This is a genomic window from Bacteroidia bacterium, from assembly GCA_040880525.1.
Classification (GTDB): domain Bacteria; phylum Bacteroidota; class Bacteroidia; order CAILMK01; family JBBDIG01; genus JBBDIG01.
This window is the reverse complement of the sequence record JBBDIG010000016.1, coordinates 61,115-78,544: the sequence shown is the minus strand read 5'-3', so window position 1 is coordinate 78,544 and position 17,430 is coordinate 61,115. Positions and strand designations below refer to the sequence as shown.

8 protein-coding genes are annotated in these 17,430 nt (G+C 42.9%); 2 read left to right on the top strand and 6 right to left on the bottom strand.

All coding sequences use genetic code 11. The annotated features are described in order from the left end of the window. Positions 1 to 89 precede the first annotated feature (89 nt). On the top strand, positions 90 to 4,856 hold the full coding sequence (locus WD077_03610; protein ID MEX0966299.1) for a T9SS type A sorting domain-containing protein: 4,767 nt from the start codon (positions 90 to 92) through the stop codon (positions 4,854 to 4,856). Between the two features lie 174 nt (positions 4,857 to 5,030). Further along, positions 5,031 to 9,818: a T9SS type A sorting domain-containing protein gene (locus WD077_03605; GenBank protein ID MEX0966298.1), complete on the top strand. Its 4,788-nt coding sequence runs from the start codon at positions 5,031 to 5,033 to the stop codon at positions 9,816 to 9,818. A 297-nt stretch (positions 9,819 to 10,115) separates the two neighbouring features. On the opposite strand, the gene WD077_03600 is transcribed toward WD077_03605, so the two are convergent. The 6 genes from WD077_03600 to WD077_03575 form a co-directional block, all read right to left on the bottom strand. Then, on the bottom strand, positions 10,116 to 10,304 hold the full coding sequence (locus tag WD077_03600) for a transposase DNA-binding-containing protein (GenBank protein MEX0966297.1): 189 nt from the start codon (positions 10,302 to 10,304) through the stop codon (positions 10,116 to 10,118). 199 nt (positions 10,305 to 10,503) lie between these two features. Continuing rightward, positions 10,504 to 11,517 carry a bifunctional ADP-heptose synthase gene (locus WD077_03595; GenBank protein ID MEX0966296.1) on the bottom strand — a complete coding sequence of 338 codons (1,014 nt, stop codon included), beginning with the start codon at positions 11,515 to 11,517 and terminating at the stop codon, positions 10,504 to 10,506. Further along, complete coding sequence (locus WD077_03590; protein MEX0966295.1) at positions 11,514 to 12,713, bottom strand: pyridoxal phosphate-dependent aminotransferase; 1,200 nt, start codon at positions 12,711 to 12,713, stop codon at positions 11,514 to 11,516. Before WD077_03590 ends, WD077_03595 begins: the two co-directional genes overlap by 4 nt. Positions 12,714 to 13,029: 316 nt before the next feature. Beyond that, positions 13,030 to 15,969 (bottom strand): T9SS type A sorting domain-containing protein, encoded by a 2,940-nt coding sequence (locus WD077_03585; protein MEX0966294.1) that lies wholly within the window; start codon positions 15,967 to 15,969, stop codon positions 13,030 to 13,032. Between the two features lie 104 nt (positions 15,970 to 16,073). Beyond that, positions 16,074 to 16,670, bottom strand: coding sequence for a NifU family protein (locus WD077_03580; GenBank protein ID MEX0966293.1), 597 nt, complete (start codon positions 16,668 to 16,670; stop codon positions 16,074 to 16,076). A 213-nt stretch (positions 16,671 to 16,883) separates the two neighbouring features. Then, positions 16,884 to 17,294, bottom strand: a complete 411-nt coding sequence (locus WD077_03575) for a DUF6157 family protein (GenBank protein ID MEX0966292.1) — start codon at positions 17,292 to 17,294, stop codon at positions 16,884 to 16,886. Positions 17,295 to 17,430: the final 136 nt, after the last annotated feature.

Here is a 17,430-nt window from a genome sequence, read left to right as displayed (position 1 = left end):
AGTTGCCTCTAACAAAGTGTTTCAAATAGTATCTTTGTTTTGACTATTTACAAAGTGGTCTGATAGCCTTAACTCTAAAAAGCAATATTTTGAGAACCCTATTACCTTTCTGCATTACCACACTGGTTGCATTGATTTTCGCTTTTCCAGCCTTTGCCCAAGATGTTGATTATAGTTGGGCTCACGGTTTTGGAGACGAAAGAAGTGAAAGTGAAAAAGCCCATAGTGTTGTTACTGACCACAATGGGAATGTTTATATAACCGGAGAATTTGATCGGAGAGTTAGCTTTTCAACTGGAGAAATAAATCCCGTCATTTCAGCAGGTGAGTATGATGTTTTTCTGGTAAAATATGATTCAACTGGCAAATGTCTATGGACTCAGAGCATGGGAGGCAGACTGAATGACCGCGGAATGGCTTTGGCCGTGGATAGCGCTAATAATATATATGTAACCGGATTTTTTCAGGATACTGCTGATTTTGCTACTCCCTATGACACAGCGAAGCTGGCTTCGTTTGATAGTTCCGATGTATTCATAGCTAAATATAATTCTTCTGGACAACATCAATGGGCCAGGAGTATTAGAGGGCCAGGAGAAGGAATGGGGAAATCTATTGTGGTAGGAAACAGCGGAGACCTTTATATTTCAGGATCGTTCACAGACTCTTTGATGTTTAATCCTGCCGGTAGCACTGCTGAAATTAAATCAGCAGGAGGAATAGATTTTTTCATAGCTAAATATGACACTTCGGGTAATTATATATGGAGCAAAGGTATTGGTGGGGCAAATGACGATTTCGCCCAATCCATGGTGGTAGACCCAAGAGGATACCTATATCTAACTGGGTATTTTGAAGGTATTACTGATTTTGATCCGGGATCAACGACAGCTAATCTATCAGCTTCCGGCAGCACTGATATTTTTTTGGCAAAGTATGACACGGCCGGAAACTATGTGTGGGCCAAACGACTTGGGGGAACTTCTCAGGCGAAGGGTGAGTCCTTGGCATTTGATGGTCAGTACTTATATGTCACAGGTGAATTTCAAGATTCTGTTGATTTTGATCCATCACCTAATACTTTTAATATATATGTCTATTCTGATAAATTTTGGAACTCCTTTATGTTCCTGGCGAAATATGATACATCTGGAGCCTTTGTCCTCGCTAAGGCTGTAGGTGAAGGCAACGATGCATATTGCTCAGGACAAGATGTTGTTACGGATAGTGTGGGTAATTTTTACATCATCGGGCGATTTGGTAATACGGTTGATTTTGACCCCTCTGTTGGAACAGCAATACACACAGCAGCCGGCTACGAAACTGTTTTTGTTGCTAAATATGATTCTTCAGGAATATATCAATGGGTAAGTATTGTTTATCAAGGCGGTACGACATACGAGCAATCCATAGCCTTTGATGGTACCGATAGGATTTTCATTACTGGCACCCAATCTGGCTCGGCATATTTTCCAAATGCTGGTATTATAAGAGGTAAAATTTCTTCAGTTTTTGTAGGGAAATGTTCTTCAGCATCAGGAGACTTTAACTCCGCATGGGGCGTAGAAGAGCACACTGGAGATGCAAGTGTAGGGCGGGCGATAATAAGTGACACACAAGGAAATGTTTATGTTGCCGGAGAATTTTCAGGAACAGTTGACTTTGACCCATCTGTTGAGAGATATAACCTTTTTTCAAAAGGCGCAGCTGACGCCTTTCTGGCAAAATATGATTCAAGAGGACAACTTAAATGGGCAGCAAGCATGGGCGGCATTAGGGCAGACTATGCCGTCAATGTGCAGCTTGATGATAGCGGTAATGTGTATATAGCAGGATGTTTTGAAGATACCGTAGATTTTGATCCCTCACCGGCCTTAGATACCATGACCGCGGATGGCGGTGATAAGGTTTTTATAACAAAATTTGATTCTTCCGGTAATTATAAATGGTCAATAAAATTAGGAGGGAGTGCTGGATTAGGATACACGAGACGAATACTAGGTTTTGTTATTGATGAAAATAATGACCTTTACATTTCAGATGAATTTATCAATACTAAGGATTTTGACCCTTCTTTTGCCACCGCAAATTTAACAGCATGGGGGGGGAGGGCACTTTTTTTTGCTAAGTATAACAATCAAGGGCAATATCAATGGGCGCGGCAGATAGGAAATAATAGAATATACTTACAAACACTTATGGCCGATAGCTCTGGTATCTATTTAACTGGAGATTATTCTGGATCTATCGATTTTGATCCGTCCGCAAATACGGCCCGTGACACAGCAAATTCTCTGGACATCTTTATTGCGAAATATGACAAATCAGGAAATTATAAATGGGTAAAAACTATTGGAGGGGTAAATATGGATGACTTATTTGCTACAGCACTGGGAGTAAACAGTGATATTTATATGTATGGCGTTTTTATAGACTCCACTGATTTGGATCCCTCACCAGCCATTGCCCCTTTATATGCTCCTGGCGGTTCCGCTTTTTTAGCCAAATATGATAGCACGGGCACCTACCAATGGGGTAAAAGCATGGGTTTAGGCTATGTTAATAATGGTTTAAAAACGGATGCGATGGATAATATTTTTATAACGAGTGGAATTGAAGGGACGGTGGATTTTGACCCTTCAGGAGATAGTGCAATTTTTAGTTCAAAGGGGGGATATGCAGACATATATTTAGCCAAGTATAATTCCTCTGGTAATTATCTGTGGGTAAAAATCATGAGCGGCCCGAACGCCAGCCGTGGAACTACCCTTTCTCTTAATAGCCAGAACGATGTCTCTATTACTGGTATTCTTAACGGCCTTGGTGCTGACACAGTTGATTTTGATCCCTCACCGAGCACTGCCTACGTCTTTGATGGATCAATGTTCGTTGCTCATTATACGAATTGCGGGACGTATGCTGATATTATGGTTATGGGTTGCGATAGTTTTATTAGTCCAAGTAATAAATATATTTGGACAGCTACTGGATTATATTCTGACACACTCCAAAATGCTGTGGGCTGCGACAGTGTAATAACAGTCCATCTTACAATTATTCCTCATGACACAAATGCAATAAGCCCTACAACTTGCGATAGCTTTGTTAGTCCCTCCGGAAAATACGTATGGAAAACGAATGGTATTTATTCGGACACGCTGCTCAGTTCATGGGGTTGTGACAGTATAATAACAGTTAATCTAACCATTAATCGAACTACAGATAGCAACATTTTTATTTCAACTTGTGATAGTGTTGTTTCCCCAAGCGGACGATATGTATGGAATCAAAGTGGCACATATTCAGATACGCTGCAAAACTCAATGGGTTGCGATAGTGTGTTAGTTGTAATGCTCGCTGTTAAGAGCATTTCCTATAGCAACATAAGCCCTATGGCATGTGACAGTTTCATTAGCCCTAGCGGTAGATTTACTTGGAAAAGCAGCGGAAATTATACTGACACTATTCCAAATGCTCAAGGATGCGATAGTATAATAGCAATAGGGTTAGCCATTAATACCAGCAGCATGGATACTTTCAACACCTCCGCCTGCGATAGCTTTTTCTGGCCGGTTACCGGCATCACCTATTCCGCAAGTGATACTTTATCCGCTGTATTAAAAAACGCTACAGGTTGCGATTCTATAATCAAATTATTCCTAACAGTAAAAAAATCTACTTTCAGCAGTATTAACACGGTTGTTTGTGACAGCTTTGCTTCGCCAAGTGGACGATATATTTGGACTAGCAATGGAACTTACATGGATACAATCCCTAATGCTACAGGTTGTGATAGTGTGATAACTGTAAATCTGACATTGGACAATGATTGCGTGTGGCCAGGAGATGCTAATAGTGATGGAGTGGCAAATAATTTTGACATCCTTACTATAGGTACCCAATACAGCAAAACCGGCCCTGCCCGGACTAATGCATCCATTTCCTGGGCTGCACAACATGCCCCTGACTGGAGTGATACTTTGGCTAATGGAACTAACATTAAACATGCAGACTGCGATGGTGATGCAACTATATCTGCCTCTGACACCATTGCTGTTTCAGTTAACTATAACAAATCGCATAACAAAAGGGGATTGAGCAAACTCGGAGGCCCTGATGATCCTCTGCTGACGGTAAAGTTTCAACAAGATTCATTGACAGCCGGAGCGCTAATGACTGCCGAGATTCACTTAGGGTCAGACATTCTTGAAGCAGAAGATATTTATGGAATTGCATATACGGTATCGGTAACTGAAGAATTCATTGTGCCGAATAGTTTCCTGTTGTTTTATCAGAATAGTTGGCTTGGAAACGTTGGAAGTGAATTGATTTCTCTAACCAAATACTTTGACGCAAATAGTGAAGTGGAAACGGGTATTAGCAGAATCAATCACAGCAATGTATCCGGTTCTGGAAAAATAGGTGTGATCCAGTTCCGTCTAAAAGATCCGCTACCACAAACAGCACTTTCGCACCTGAAGGTCGAACTAAAAGATGTACTGCTAATAAATGCTACAGAAACTCCTTTACCGTATAATTTAGAAGGTGATTCTATCCGGTTTGTTACTGGCATAGCCAAAACATATATTTATAACCGTGTGGTTATTTATCCTAATCCTACCAAAGATGAGGTTAGCGTAAACTTCACCGGACTTCATGTAAATGAGATTCAAATCCTCGACTTGCGGGGAAGGACAATGCTTGTTAAAAAGTTAAGGAGTGCAGACTTCACGGTGGAGGGTAAGGAAGTCCTCAATACTTCGAATCTTGCGGCAGGAGTTTATCTCGTAAAAATTATAGCTGAAGAGGGAGTTATTCAGAGGCGAGTGGTGAAACTAAATACGGCTCACCGCTAATCTGTCGCGAAACTCATAAAACTGCTCAACTGTTGGTTCCACGAGAAACTTAACCCACAAAAAATGTGAAGTTCTGCTTTATAGTCACAGAATTTCAGTTTCTTTGAGACGCAGTTTTGCTAAGTTGAACTTGACCTGCCTGCGTCAAATCAAATTACCCTAAGAAATCAAAAAATGAAAAACTTATTACCTTCTTGCATTAACTTACTTATAACCTTACTTTTCACATTTTCAGCCTCGGCTCAAGAGGTGAGTAATCGCTGGGCAATCGGGCTTGGAGATGCGGGAAACACAAATGAAAAAAGCTATTGCATAGCAAATGACCACTCCGGTAATATTTTTATAACAGGAAAATTTGAGAGTACCGTAAGTTTTGGAACCACTACCCCTGTAGATCCACTTATTTCAGTTGGGATGAATGATGTCTTTCTTATCAAATATGATTCTGTTGGCAATCATATTTGGTCACAAAGTTTAGGAGGCAAGTTTGATGACGAGGGGTTGGCAATAGCTATAGATAATGCAGATAATATCTATGTAACCGGGTCTTTTCAAGATACTGCTTATTTCGACTATCCTTACAATTCGATAAGCATGGTTGCATCAACGGGTTCAGATGTTTTTGTTGCCAAATATGATTCTTCGGGAAACTTGATCTGGGCCAGTAGCATCATAGGCACTGGTGAGGATGTTGGGAAATCTATTGTCATAGGCAATGATGGTTATGTTTATCTTTCAGGATACTTTAGTGATTCTTTGATTTTTGTAAATAATGGAATCCCTTCAGGACTTAGTTCAGCCGGAGGTAAAGATTTTTTTATAGCCAAATATGATACATCAGGCAATTCAATATGGGCTAAAGGCATAGGGGGCCAGGGAAATGATCTTTCGTACTCCATGATTTACGGCTCCAATGGGTACTTGTATTTAACAGGGGTTTTTGAAGATACGGCCGATTTCAATCCAGGAATAGCTACAGCAAATCTTATTTCTTCAGGAAATACCGATATTTTTTTGGCTAAATATGATACTGCAGGTAATTATACATGGGCTAAAAAAATGGGCGGCAGCGGAGCAGATTCGAGCCACTCTATTACTTTCTATGGAGAAAGCTATATATACATGACAGGCGGCTTTGGGGGAACTTCGGATTTTGATCCTTCAGGGGCCTCTGCCCTCCTCACTTCATGGGGGAATCAGAATATGTTTTTTGCGAAGTATGATACTGCTGGAAATTATTTTTTTGCTGAAAGAATTGGAAGTATTAGTTCATTATCAACTATATCTCTTACCGGATTGTCCATAGCAAGTGACGACATAGGGAGTTACTATATAACAGGCAGATCAAGTGGAAAGGTTGATTTTGACCCCGCTCCGCTTACCAGTCATATGTTTGGAAGCGGAAGGACATTCTTGGCTAAATATGACTCCGCAGGTGCATTCGTTTGGATGAGAGGACCGGTAACTGATAAAAATGACGTAGGTCAGTTTATTATTTTTAATGGTAAAAACAGCGTGTATTATACCGGTTTTGGTGCAGCTATGAGATTTGATAATTCGGCTCATTTTGTTCAGTTAAAGGGACAACAACTCTCCCCATTTGTAGCGAAGTATTCCTTAAACGGATTATGTGAAGCCGCATGGAGTGTCAAAGAGTACGGTTACAACCAGAGTAGTGGGGATGCATTAGCAACTGATGCAGAAGGAAATGTTTACATTGCCGGAGCATTTAGCGGAATGATTGATTTTGATCCCTCCTTAAAAACGCATTACCTTATGTCCGAAGAAACACAAATGGGAAGGCATGATGCGTATATCGGTAAATATACTTCATCAGGAGAATTGCTATGGGCGAAAAGAATGGGCAATATATGGAATGATTATGTCGTCAATATAGCTTTTGATGATAGCGGGTATGTATATCTGGGTGGGTATCTTCACGACAGCATTGATAATACTCGAAGAATGTTTATAAAAAAATTAGATACTTCGGGAAATTTTATTTGGTCCATATTAATAGGCGGAAACTTGCCTGATTACTCTAACCATAACCGGCCCCAAGGCTTCGCAATGGATGATGATAATAATATTTATGTTGCAGGGAACTTTAGGGGAACAAAAGACTTTGACCCTTCTTCTGCCGTGGCAAATTTGACAGCACCCACTGGAAATGGTGCTGATATTTTTTTAGCTAAGTATAACTCCTCGGGACAGTATCAATGGGCACATCAACTAAATGGAGTGGGTGAAGAGGAAATACGTTCAATGTACTACTGTAGTTCTGGAATATATATAGTTGGCACTTTTAATGGAACATTGGATTTTGACCCTTCTGTAAATTCAGCCCAGTTTACGTCAAATGCCCAGGACATTTTTATAACTAAGTATGATACCGCAGGAAAATACCTTTGGGCTAAGATTGTGGGTGGAGATAAAGATGATAAGGCAATAGGTTCCACTATTGGCATTAACGGAGATATCTATTTATATGGACATTTCACTGATTCTACTGACATAGATCCTTCTCCTGTAATTGCAAGTTTCTATTCTCCTGCAGGCGGCTACTTTTACTCATATTTTATGGCTAAATATGATAGTACAGGGAATTATATATGGGGAAGAAACATGGAAATGGATATAGGTAGTAAACACATGGAAATACATAGTAGCAATAACGCCATATACACTGATCAAAAAGATAATATATACTTAACTGGTGGGTTTCGCGGTACCGTGGATTTCGATCCTTCTGGAAATAATGCTTATATTACCTCGAAATCGAATAACGACATGTATTTTGCAAAATATGACTCAGCCGCTAATTATATGTGGGCTAAACCAATTGGAGTGATTTACGGTTATCAGGAAGCAAGAGCTATTGTGGTTCAGGATACCGGCATTATTTATTTGACAGGGCTATTTACTCATACCGTTGATTTTAGCGCATCTCCAAGAATTGCAAACTTTGTTACCCCAAACGTATATCCAAGCATTTTCCTCGCGAAATACACTAATTGTGAAATTTCTCAAAACAACATTTTTGCGAATGGCTGTGACAGTTTCATTAGTCCAAGCGGTGAATATATTTGGACAACCAGCGGTGTTTATTCTGATACTTTACTCAATTCATCTGGTTGCGATAGCATTATAACAGTTAATCTAACCATTAATCAAATTACGGATAGCAGTATACAAATTTTCTTTTGCGACAGCTTTATTAGCCCCAGCAATAAATATATCTGGAATAGCAGCGGGATATATACCGACACACTGCTAAATGCTTTGGGTTGCGATAGTGTCATCTCTGTGAACCTTACGATTATTCCTCGCACTACTAGTGCAATACACCCCACAGCTTGCGACAGCTTTATTAGTCCAAGTAGTAAGTATATTTGGAATAGCAGCGGGACATATACCGACACACTGCTAAATGCTTTGGGCTGTGATAGCGTGATAACGATTAATCTTACCATTAGAAGCTCCTATAACAGCATTAATCCCGTTGTGTGTGATAGTTTTATCAGCCCTAGTAACAGGTACATTTGGAAAAGCAATGGTAGCTATACCGATACAATTCCAAATTTTTATGGTTGTGATAGTATTATCACCATTGGGCTAACCATTAACAATAGCAGCATAGATAGTTACAGCACTGTAGCCTGTGATAGCTTATATTGGCCGGTTACAGGCATTACCTATTATTCTAGTGACACTCTGATGGCAGTATTTCAAAACGCCATTGGATGTGACTCCATCATCAAATTATATTTAACAATAACGAATTCCACTTTCAGCAGTATTAGCCCGGTTGTTTGCGACAGCTTTGTTTCCCCAAGTGGAAAATATGTTTGGACAACCACAGGAAATTACACCGATACAATTCCAAATTTTATAGGATGCGATAGCATAATTTCTGTTAACCTGACTTTGGACAGCGACTGCGTTTGGCCGGGAGATGCTAATAGTGATGGAGTGGCAAATAATTTTGACATCCTCGCCATAGGCACACAATACAGCAAAACCGGCCCCACCAGGGCCAATAGCTCAATTTCCTGGACGGCACAACATGCCTCTGACTGGAGCGATACACTTGCCAATGGAGCAAATATTAAACATGCAGATTGCGATGGTAGTGGAACTATATCTGCCGCTGATACCACAGCCGTTTCAGTTAATTATAATAAAACCCATAATAAAACGGGTTTGAGCAAATTAGGAGGACCGGATGATCCTGTGCTGTCAGTAAAATTTCAACAAGATTCCTTAACTGCCGGAATGTTAATGAAAGCGGATATTCACTTTGGTTCAGATATTCAAGAAGCAGAAGATGTATATGGAATTGCATACACTGTATCTGTACCAGCAGAATTCATTGAGCCGAATAGCTTAATGCTGAATTATCACAATAGTTGGCTTGGTAATGTAGGAAGTGAATTGATTTACTTAAACAAATCTTTTAATGGAAACGGTGAAGTGGAAACGGCCATTAGCAGAATCAATCACAGCAATGTATCCGGTTCTGGAAAAATAGGTGTGATCCAGTTCCGTCTAAAAGATCCGCTACCACAAACAGCACTTTCGCACCTGAAGGTCGAACTAAAAGATGTACTGCTAATAAATGCTACAGAAACTCCTTTACCGTATAATTTAGAAGGTGATTCTATCCGGTTTGTTACTGGCATAGCCAAAACATATATTTATAACCGTGTGGTTATTTATCCTAATCCTACCAAAGATGAGGTTAGCGTAAACTTCACCGGACTTCATGTAAATGAGATTCAAATCCTCGACTTGCGGGGAAGGACAATGCTTGTTAAAAAGTTAAGGAGTGCAGACTTCACGGTGGAGGGTAAGGAAGTCCTCAATACTTCGAATCTTGCGGCAGGAGTTTATTTGGTAAAAGTGATGGCTGATGAAGGTGTTATTCAGAAGCGGGTAGTGATATTAAATAGTGCTCCTTAATAATCTAAACAAAATCCAACATGGAAATGGGCAAATCATAATAGCTAAGCCATTAATGGATTTTGCTTGCATTACCCCGGTTTAAACCAGGGTTACTTCGGAGAACAACCATTTCAAACGTTTTGTAAAACGTAGCCACGCACCGAAAATTTGGATAAACAGAGGAACTTTCAGAGAATTAAAGGAATAAAACGTCATTCCCCAGCTCCCCTTGACCCAAAATGGAACGGGGCATCATCACTTAAATATCCACAAAATAGTTGTTCGTTTGGATCAGGCTATCATCCTTGACAGGTTCTATTTTAATAAAACTCTTACTCTGTCGTTTTGCAAAAAGCGATAAAATCCTTTTGCATCTGCATCTGCATCATTTTTTGTAAGCTGCCGGATAGAATGAATGCTTTTCCAGAATAAATCTCCCAAGATCCGGTTGCCTCTTTCTTCTAAGCGATGGTCTTTTAATTTTGTAAATTCTCTCTTCTGCATAAAGTTATGTTAAAAAGATGTGTCCACACGATAGGGTTGAAACCGGGAGCAATTGAAAAAACACGAGCACATAGCCTCCGGTTTCAACCGGAGGGCAATTGAAAATAAGACAACAACCGTTTCAACGGTTTTTTACAACCTGGCCAATTTTCCATTGGCCGAATTAGTATCCGTTATTAGTATTTCGCTTATTCCTTCTCTACCCAAAAACCTTGATGCTTTCCTCCAACAGTTTTTCCTTTTGGATGGGGACTACGCCTACATGTTCGCAGACGATGCCTCCGGCCAGATTGGATAATTCGGCCAGCACGTAAGGTGAAAGGCCGCAAGCCAGGGCAAGGGCTGCTACACTGCTTACGGTATCTCCGGCTCCTGAAACATCATATATGTCGCGGTAATGCGCGGGTATGAGGTGCTCCTCGGTTTCTGACATGATGAAGACGCCATGCTCTGACAGTGTGATCATCGCCATATCCAGTGAAAGCCGCTTGCGCAACACCCGCGCAGCTTCACGCACCTCATCAATATTAAACTCACGCGAGACATCCAGCTTCAGCCCATCAGTAAGCTCCTTGAAGTTGGGCTTAAACAGCGTAGCATGATGGTACTCGTTGAAGTTGCTCTTCTTTGGATCCACTACGATCGGGATGTTCAGTTTACGTGCCTGGCCTGTAATGAAACTAATGATACCTGGCGCAAGAAGACCCTTGTCATAATCTTCAAATACCACGACATCAATATTGGTCAGGAGGTCATCCACCATTTTTTCCAGGTGCTGCTTGTCCTTTTCTGTGAGCGGCAAATCCAGTTCATTGTCCACACGCAGCAACTGGTGGTTATTCCCCAGGATCCGTGTTTTCACCGTGGTAGGACGATCTTTAGACCTGATGAGATTATCTGATGAAATACCTCTCAATTCCAGCAAGTCAGTGAGGTGTCCGCCATCATAGTCCTTACCTATTACCGAACAAAGTACTGGGTTCCCACCGAGTTCTTTTACATTAAGCGCTACGTTGGCTGCTCCGCCCAGCCGGTGTTCTTTCTTCTTTACCAGCACTATGGGAACCGGAGCTTCCGGAGAAATTCGGTTTACGTTTCCCCACCAGTAAGCATCCAACATCACATCTCCCACGATGAGCACGCGCTTGGTTGTAAAATCTTCGAAAATTGAGTTGAGCTTCTTTTCGTCCAGCCGTTCTTTCATTGTAATCATACCTCCAGTTTATCAAGTGAATTTTTGATGTTTTCCAAACCTGTAATAAGGTCGGTTTCTGAGGCAGCGAAGGAAAGGCGGATGCAGTTGGGGCTGCCAAAAGCCTCTCCGGCTACCAGCGATACGTGCGCATCCTGAAGCAGATACATGCACAGTTCGCTGCTGGTCTGGATTCTCTGGTTGTTGGTATGGGTTCCGAAGTAATGTTTTATTTCGGGAAAAATATAAAATGCGCCTTTGGGATCGTTGGCTTTAATGCCGTTTATCTGGCTCAGCTTTTCGACAACAAGCTTTTTGCGTTTCGCAAAGCTCGTGGCCATTTGGCGGGTTGGTTCCAGGGAGCTGGTGAGCGCGGCAAGCGTGGCCCGTTGCGAGATAGAACATGCCCCTGAGGTGAATTGCCCCTGGAGTTTCTCGCAACCCTTGATGAGCCATTCGGGGCCGGCCATGTAGCCTATCCGCCAGCCGGTCATTGCAAATCCTTTGGAGACGCCATTTACCACCGTAGTTCGCTCATTCAGCTCAGGAATTTGCGCCAGCGAAAAATGCTTTTCTCCGTAAGTAATGTATTCGTAAATCTCGTCTGAAATGATCTGCACCTCCGGATGCCTTGCCAGCACTTCTCCCAACGCGCGCTGCTCTGCCTCTGAATAAACACTCCCTGTCGGATTGCATGGTGAATTAAAAAGAAATACACGGGTCTTGTCAGTGATGGCTGCCTCAAGTTGCTCCGGTGTTATTTTATAATCGTTCTCAATGCTAGTGTTGAGGGGAACAACCGTGGCCTGCGCAAACTGCACCATCTGCGGATAACTGACCCAATATGGAGCGGGCAGAATCACCTCATCCCCTTTCTCCACCAGCGCCAGAAGCAGGTTCATCAAAGATTGCTTTGCGCCTGTGCTCACCATTACCTGCGATGCCCCATAATCCAAATTATTATCGCGCCTGAATTTAGCCGCTATGGCCTCGCGCAGGTCAGAATATCCGGGAACGGGCGGGTAGCTGCTGTATCCATCGCGAATGGCCTGAATGGCCGCTTCCCGGATATGTTCCGGAGTAGCGAAATCAGGCTCCCCCAGGCTCAGGCTGATCACTTTGCTACCGCCCTCCTGAAGTTCACGGCACATGCGCGCCATCTTCAGCGTTTCCGCTTCCTGTAATTCACTTATACGTTGAGTGAGTCCACGCTTCATTATGATATTTTCAAAAAGACCGGCAAAAATAAAGAAAAACACCTGTGTGATTCTGGTGCTTTTCCGTGCATTCGCAGGTACTTATCAAGTTGTCAAAAAAAAATCGTCTTCCGGCCATCGCTCTGCTTTCCGCAGGAAATATTGAGTGATTTTTAAAGCACGCAAATAAAAAATAATAAACCGGAAAATAAAATAGGATTTTCAATTTAAACTTGCAATTGCTGAAACTACATTTCTTCGTTCGGCCCGGATAGAGGAAATAAAAAAAGGGACTCTCATTTTTTGAAAACCCCTCTTTTTATTTATTTAATAATTATTATTTTACTACGGATAATTTTACCCGTTTAATATGTGTGCCATCAGAAAGTTCTACAAGATAGAGACCGGCAGGCAGGTGCGAAACATTCATTTCGAGTATACCCGGATTGCTTTCAGCCAAAGGGATCTGCTCCAATATTTTGCCTGAAACCGAGATGAATCGAAGGGTTCCCTTGCTCATGTCGCTGTTGCAGGAGATGCGCAGGTTACCGGTTGCAGGGTTTGGAAAAACCTGCAACGCAAGATCTCCGGAAGAATGACTGGTAATACCTGTATTTACCCTTGTGTCAAATATTTCCAGATCATCAATTGCAGCTTCCACCAGGCTTTGTCCGCTGTTGGGACCCGAAATTGATTTATCAGCCGCGATAAACCGCACGCGCACAATGGCCAGCTCGTCAATGTAATCTTTGACTTTAAAGGCGTAGCGTCTCCAGCTTTTGTCTGGCACATTTGTATTCTCCACATCCTTCCAGGTTGATCCGCCATCATCGCTAATCGCTGCCTCAAAATAATCATTTCCGGGATTGGCGCCCTGCCGGTTCGTATACCAGCGATGATACCCGATCACAGGATCATCATATTCCGAAAGGTCAAACACCGGGGATATCAGCGTGGTAATACCATTATCCACATCATGAACGCTTGCTGCGGTAACTGTACTCGAATTCCCCGTTATGGCACATCTCCCATAGCCTGTGGTGTGATCTTCTCCGGTTTGCACCTGTGAACTTGGGGATGCGCTGCCCACATTCAGATAGGATGCCTGCGGATAACCGATTTCCCATTCTCCGGTGCTGGCATTATCCTCCGGCTGCCCTATCATCCAAAAGCCTTCATTCTCATCAAAATCCTCAATATGGAATCGGTTGTATCCCACCAGTATCTGATAGGGAATATTGGAGTTTGCAAGATCTGCTTCAGCGGGAAGCACTTGTGTTACATTGTCATAAGTATCCCGGAGGCGCAGGTAATAATTTACTATAGTTCCCTGGGACTGTGAAGGAATGGCCGCTGAATAAAAGTTTCCACTTGTATTGGTCATTGTAGTCGCCTGCCAGTTGCCGGTATCGCCTACCGAATAATATACCTCCAGGTCCTTCACATAGGAGGTAAAGTCAGTTTCAAGTGTGGCTTCGATCGTAATTCCGGTATTGGCTTCTACCCTTTGCATCTCATTATGTTCCAGTTCTGCAAGGGCCAGCATCGTGATACCATGCCGGGCAAAAGCATCAATTATGTCCATTTCATTGGGTGTGCCGTTGGTTAGATCACCATCGTCATCATCGGCCATCAGTGCATCTATAAGTATATCGTGATAAAGCCGTCCTTCATCCCCGGCAAAAGCATTGGGCGTAGCATGATAGGCTTCCAGGAATATGTCAAACATATCTTCCAGCGAGTTGAGGTTTACGCCCAGATCCCACCAGGCACCGGCTATTATCTCTCCATCGTCATGTACTTCTCCTGTTAAATCCTGGGGATAAACTTTAGGATCAGCATCATACCTCCGGACATAGGAATTATTATTGGTGAGGCTGCGGCCAAGGCCCAGAACCGCTTCCCCGGTAATCGCCAGGGCCCAGATATCAGAATATCCTTCTCCCAATGCCCTGTTCTCAAAGTCTTCGCCTAACCAGTCGTAAAACTCGTAATTAATGGCATGACCATATTCATGATAAACTACATCTGCCAGCAGCGAAAATGCCTGACAGCCATTTCCCGGAGTGTAGAAATTGATAGAACTTCCGTTATAAAATGCATTGCAACTTCCATCTGTACGGTCTACCCTGGTTGCGAGCGAGAAATCCATACCGTCAAAAGCAGGAATGCTTAGCTTCAGAAAATCATGGATCTTATTGACGTGGTAATAAGCAGAAAGCTCTCTCAGAGAGGCATCGCTGTCAAAAGAAATAGCGTTGGTTCCTGGTTGCAGTGTAGTTGTAAAGGAAGAAACTGTGTTGCTGCTGTTGCCGGTGTAAACCGTACTCCATTTTCCCGAAAGCTTGATAGTGGCTTGTGTAGCTGAGAAAAGGTCAATATCCAGATTTCCATTCTCATCCGTATGGTATGTGGTTCCATTAATCTCCACTTCTGCATGCGGAACCGGGAATTCTGCCGCTGCCTGCAATGGATTCGTTTCGTGAACCGTTGCTGTCAGGTTCATTGACGAATTCGCGTTATGCACCAGGCTCTGGCTGTAAAGTACCGCTCCGGATTGTGCATCCAGGAAAACCTTGAATTCTCCCTCGGGCCTTCCTGATTCCTGCGTATACACTTTTAGCTGGTATACCAATTTCAGATCGTTTCCTTCGCTACCCGGAACTGCCAGAAATGCAAGTTCATCATCCGCCTCAATGCGTTTCACCGGGTGATCAAAGAACTTTTCGAGGTGGCCGGAAACCGCTTCTTTCAATATCTCCGGTGAGGTTGCGGCATCAGCATCAGGATAAACCGAAAGCTGGAAAAGCGTAACATTTCCTTCAGCATTGAATCTGACCTGCGCGTTGCTATTCAGTATTTTCAATCCCTTATGATATTGGGAGAATTTGGTATACGTATATTTTGATGTGCTGACATTGCTCCGCAGTTCAAGATCATCTGCCGGAACAGGATAATCAGAAAGAGCATTGCGGAGGAAGTAGCGCGCACGGCTTACATTGTCAGCATTCAGGGGCACGGCTATAGGGCTGCCAAAAGCACGGGAAGGGATGCCGGTCGTTTCATTGAACACAACATTCCAGTTTCCATGCTGCTGCTCAAATTTTTGCCAGGGAGCAGCATTTCTCAGCAGCGCCTGGGTTGCAGGATTGGCCCTAGCTTCAGCCGCCAGGGGCTTTTCGTTTTCGTGGGAATGATGATGTTCCGGCAGGTTGCTCGCCATAAGTGCGAAAGGCAACAGGAGCCCTGCCATCAGCAGGCGGTTAATCTTCTTCATGATTATGATTTGTTAAAATGAATACTATCTAAGAGGGCCTAATCCCTGATCATTAAAACCGCAGAAATATACAACGAAAAGCTGAACCTGAACTTTTTTGGCAATTACATCGCCTCGGCCACTACTTCTTTTACCTCGGGAACAAATCTTTTCAGCAATCCTTCAATTCCTGCTTTCAGGGTAACGGTAGAAGACGGACAGCCGCTACAGGCACCCCGCAGGATGAGCGTCACTTTTCCCTCTTCAAATGATTTAAATTCAATGAATCCCCCATCCATCTCCACTGCGGGCTTAACCTGGCTGTTCAGGATTTGCTTGATCATAACTACAGCATTGTCTTCGTCTGCCGCTCCATCTTCGCCAGTCGCTTCCTGCGCATCTAAATATTCCTGGCTGATGATCTCAGTTCCTTCCTCCACGAAATCTTTGATGCTTTGACGCAGCGTATGGATCAGGTCCACCCATTTATATGCGGGATCCTTGGTAACGGAGATGAAGTTATTCATAATGAAAACGCCTTTCACGAATGAAAATCCGAAAAGCATTTCAGCCAAAGGAGAGTTTTTGGCTTCGGTACTATTATCAAATTCAAAGATCCCTTTCTTTACCAAAGGCTTGTTGAGCACAAACTTGAGGGTCTCAGGATTGGGCGTTGCTTCAGCGTAAATGGTAAGTGGAATCGCGGTTTGAGCAGTCGTCATAATATGTTGATTTTCAGAAACGAAAAATGAATTGTTGTATAGACACGAATTTGCTTCGCAAGGGTGCAAAAGTCAGGCAAAATGCGGACAATACCCGAAGGCTTGATTCAGCAGATTGCGGCTCACCAGCCTGCAAGCCAGCGCAAATCCAAAGGTTTTATTGTTTCAGGAAAGATTTCCAAAGCTTGCGGGAGGGGCGGAGCCTATACAATCTCAACCTCTCGTGGAGCGCATTGCCATTACTTGCTTCAGTGTTTCATCATTTGCGAAACGATTGTATTCCGCGGACCCGAGCGGGTAAAGCGCCACCTTTCCGCTTGCATCGCTGTGAATGCCCCATCCGTATCGCCTTGCAAGAGGCGAAGTGCGAAGGCATGCCTGACCACAGGAAAAGAATTCCTGCCGGGCGGACGCCAACGCTGCTTTGCTCACCCCTTTTCTCTTTGCGTGTATTTCAAAGATCACGTCATCCGAGGTGTATTGGTAGGGAGCGTCATTGATCATCTCAAACTGAAGATTGGCAATCGTCTTCTTATCGCTTTTTTGTGGCGGAACTTCAGCAGCGGTTACCGGACAATCTTCGGCCACTTTTATAAATGTGTTATGGTAATTGGTCGTCTTCATTTTTAGCGAGCGTGTTTTTAATTTTTTGAGCAAAAAAGCCAAGACTAAGGTTCATCGCCATTTTAGTGGAAATGATAGTTTAAAACCATTGCTGGCCGTCTCAAACAAAAAGGAGTCGAATTCGACCCCTTTATAA

Bases quoted from the DNA above. Each gene is read 5' to 3' on its own strand.
- WD077_03605 (MEX0966298.1), top strand. From the start codon at position 5,031: ATGAAAAACTTATTACCTTCTTGCATTAACTTACTTATAACCTTACTT.
- WD077_03590 (MEX0966295.1), bottom strand. From the start codon at position 12,713: ATGAAGCGTGGACTCACTCAACGTATAAGTGAATTACAGGAAGCGGAA.
- WD077_03600 (MEX0966297.1), bottom strand. From the start codon at position 10,304: ATGCAGAAGAGAGAATTTACAAAATTAAAAGACCATCGCTTAGAAGAA.
- WD077_03585 (MEX0966294.1), bottom strand. From the start codon at position 15,969: ATGAAGAAGATTAACCGCCTGCTGATGGCAGGGCTCCTGTTGCCTTTC.
- WD077_03595 (MEX0966296.1), bottom strand. From the start codon at position 11,517: ATGATTACAATGAAAGAACGGCTGGACGAAAAGAAGCTCAACTCAATT.
- WD077_03575 (MEX0966292.1), bottom strand. From the start codon at position 17,294: ATGAAGACGACCAATTACCATAACACATTTATAAAAGTGGCCGAAGAT.
- WD077_03580 (MEX0966293.1), bottom strand. From the start codon at position 16,670: ATGACGACTGCTCAAACCGCGATTCCACTTACCATTTACGCTGAAGCA.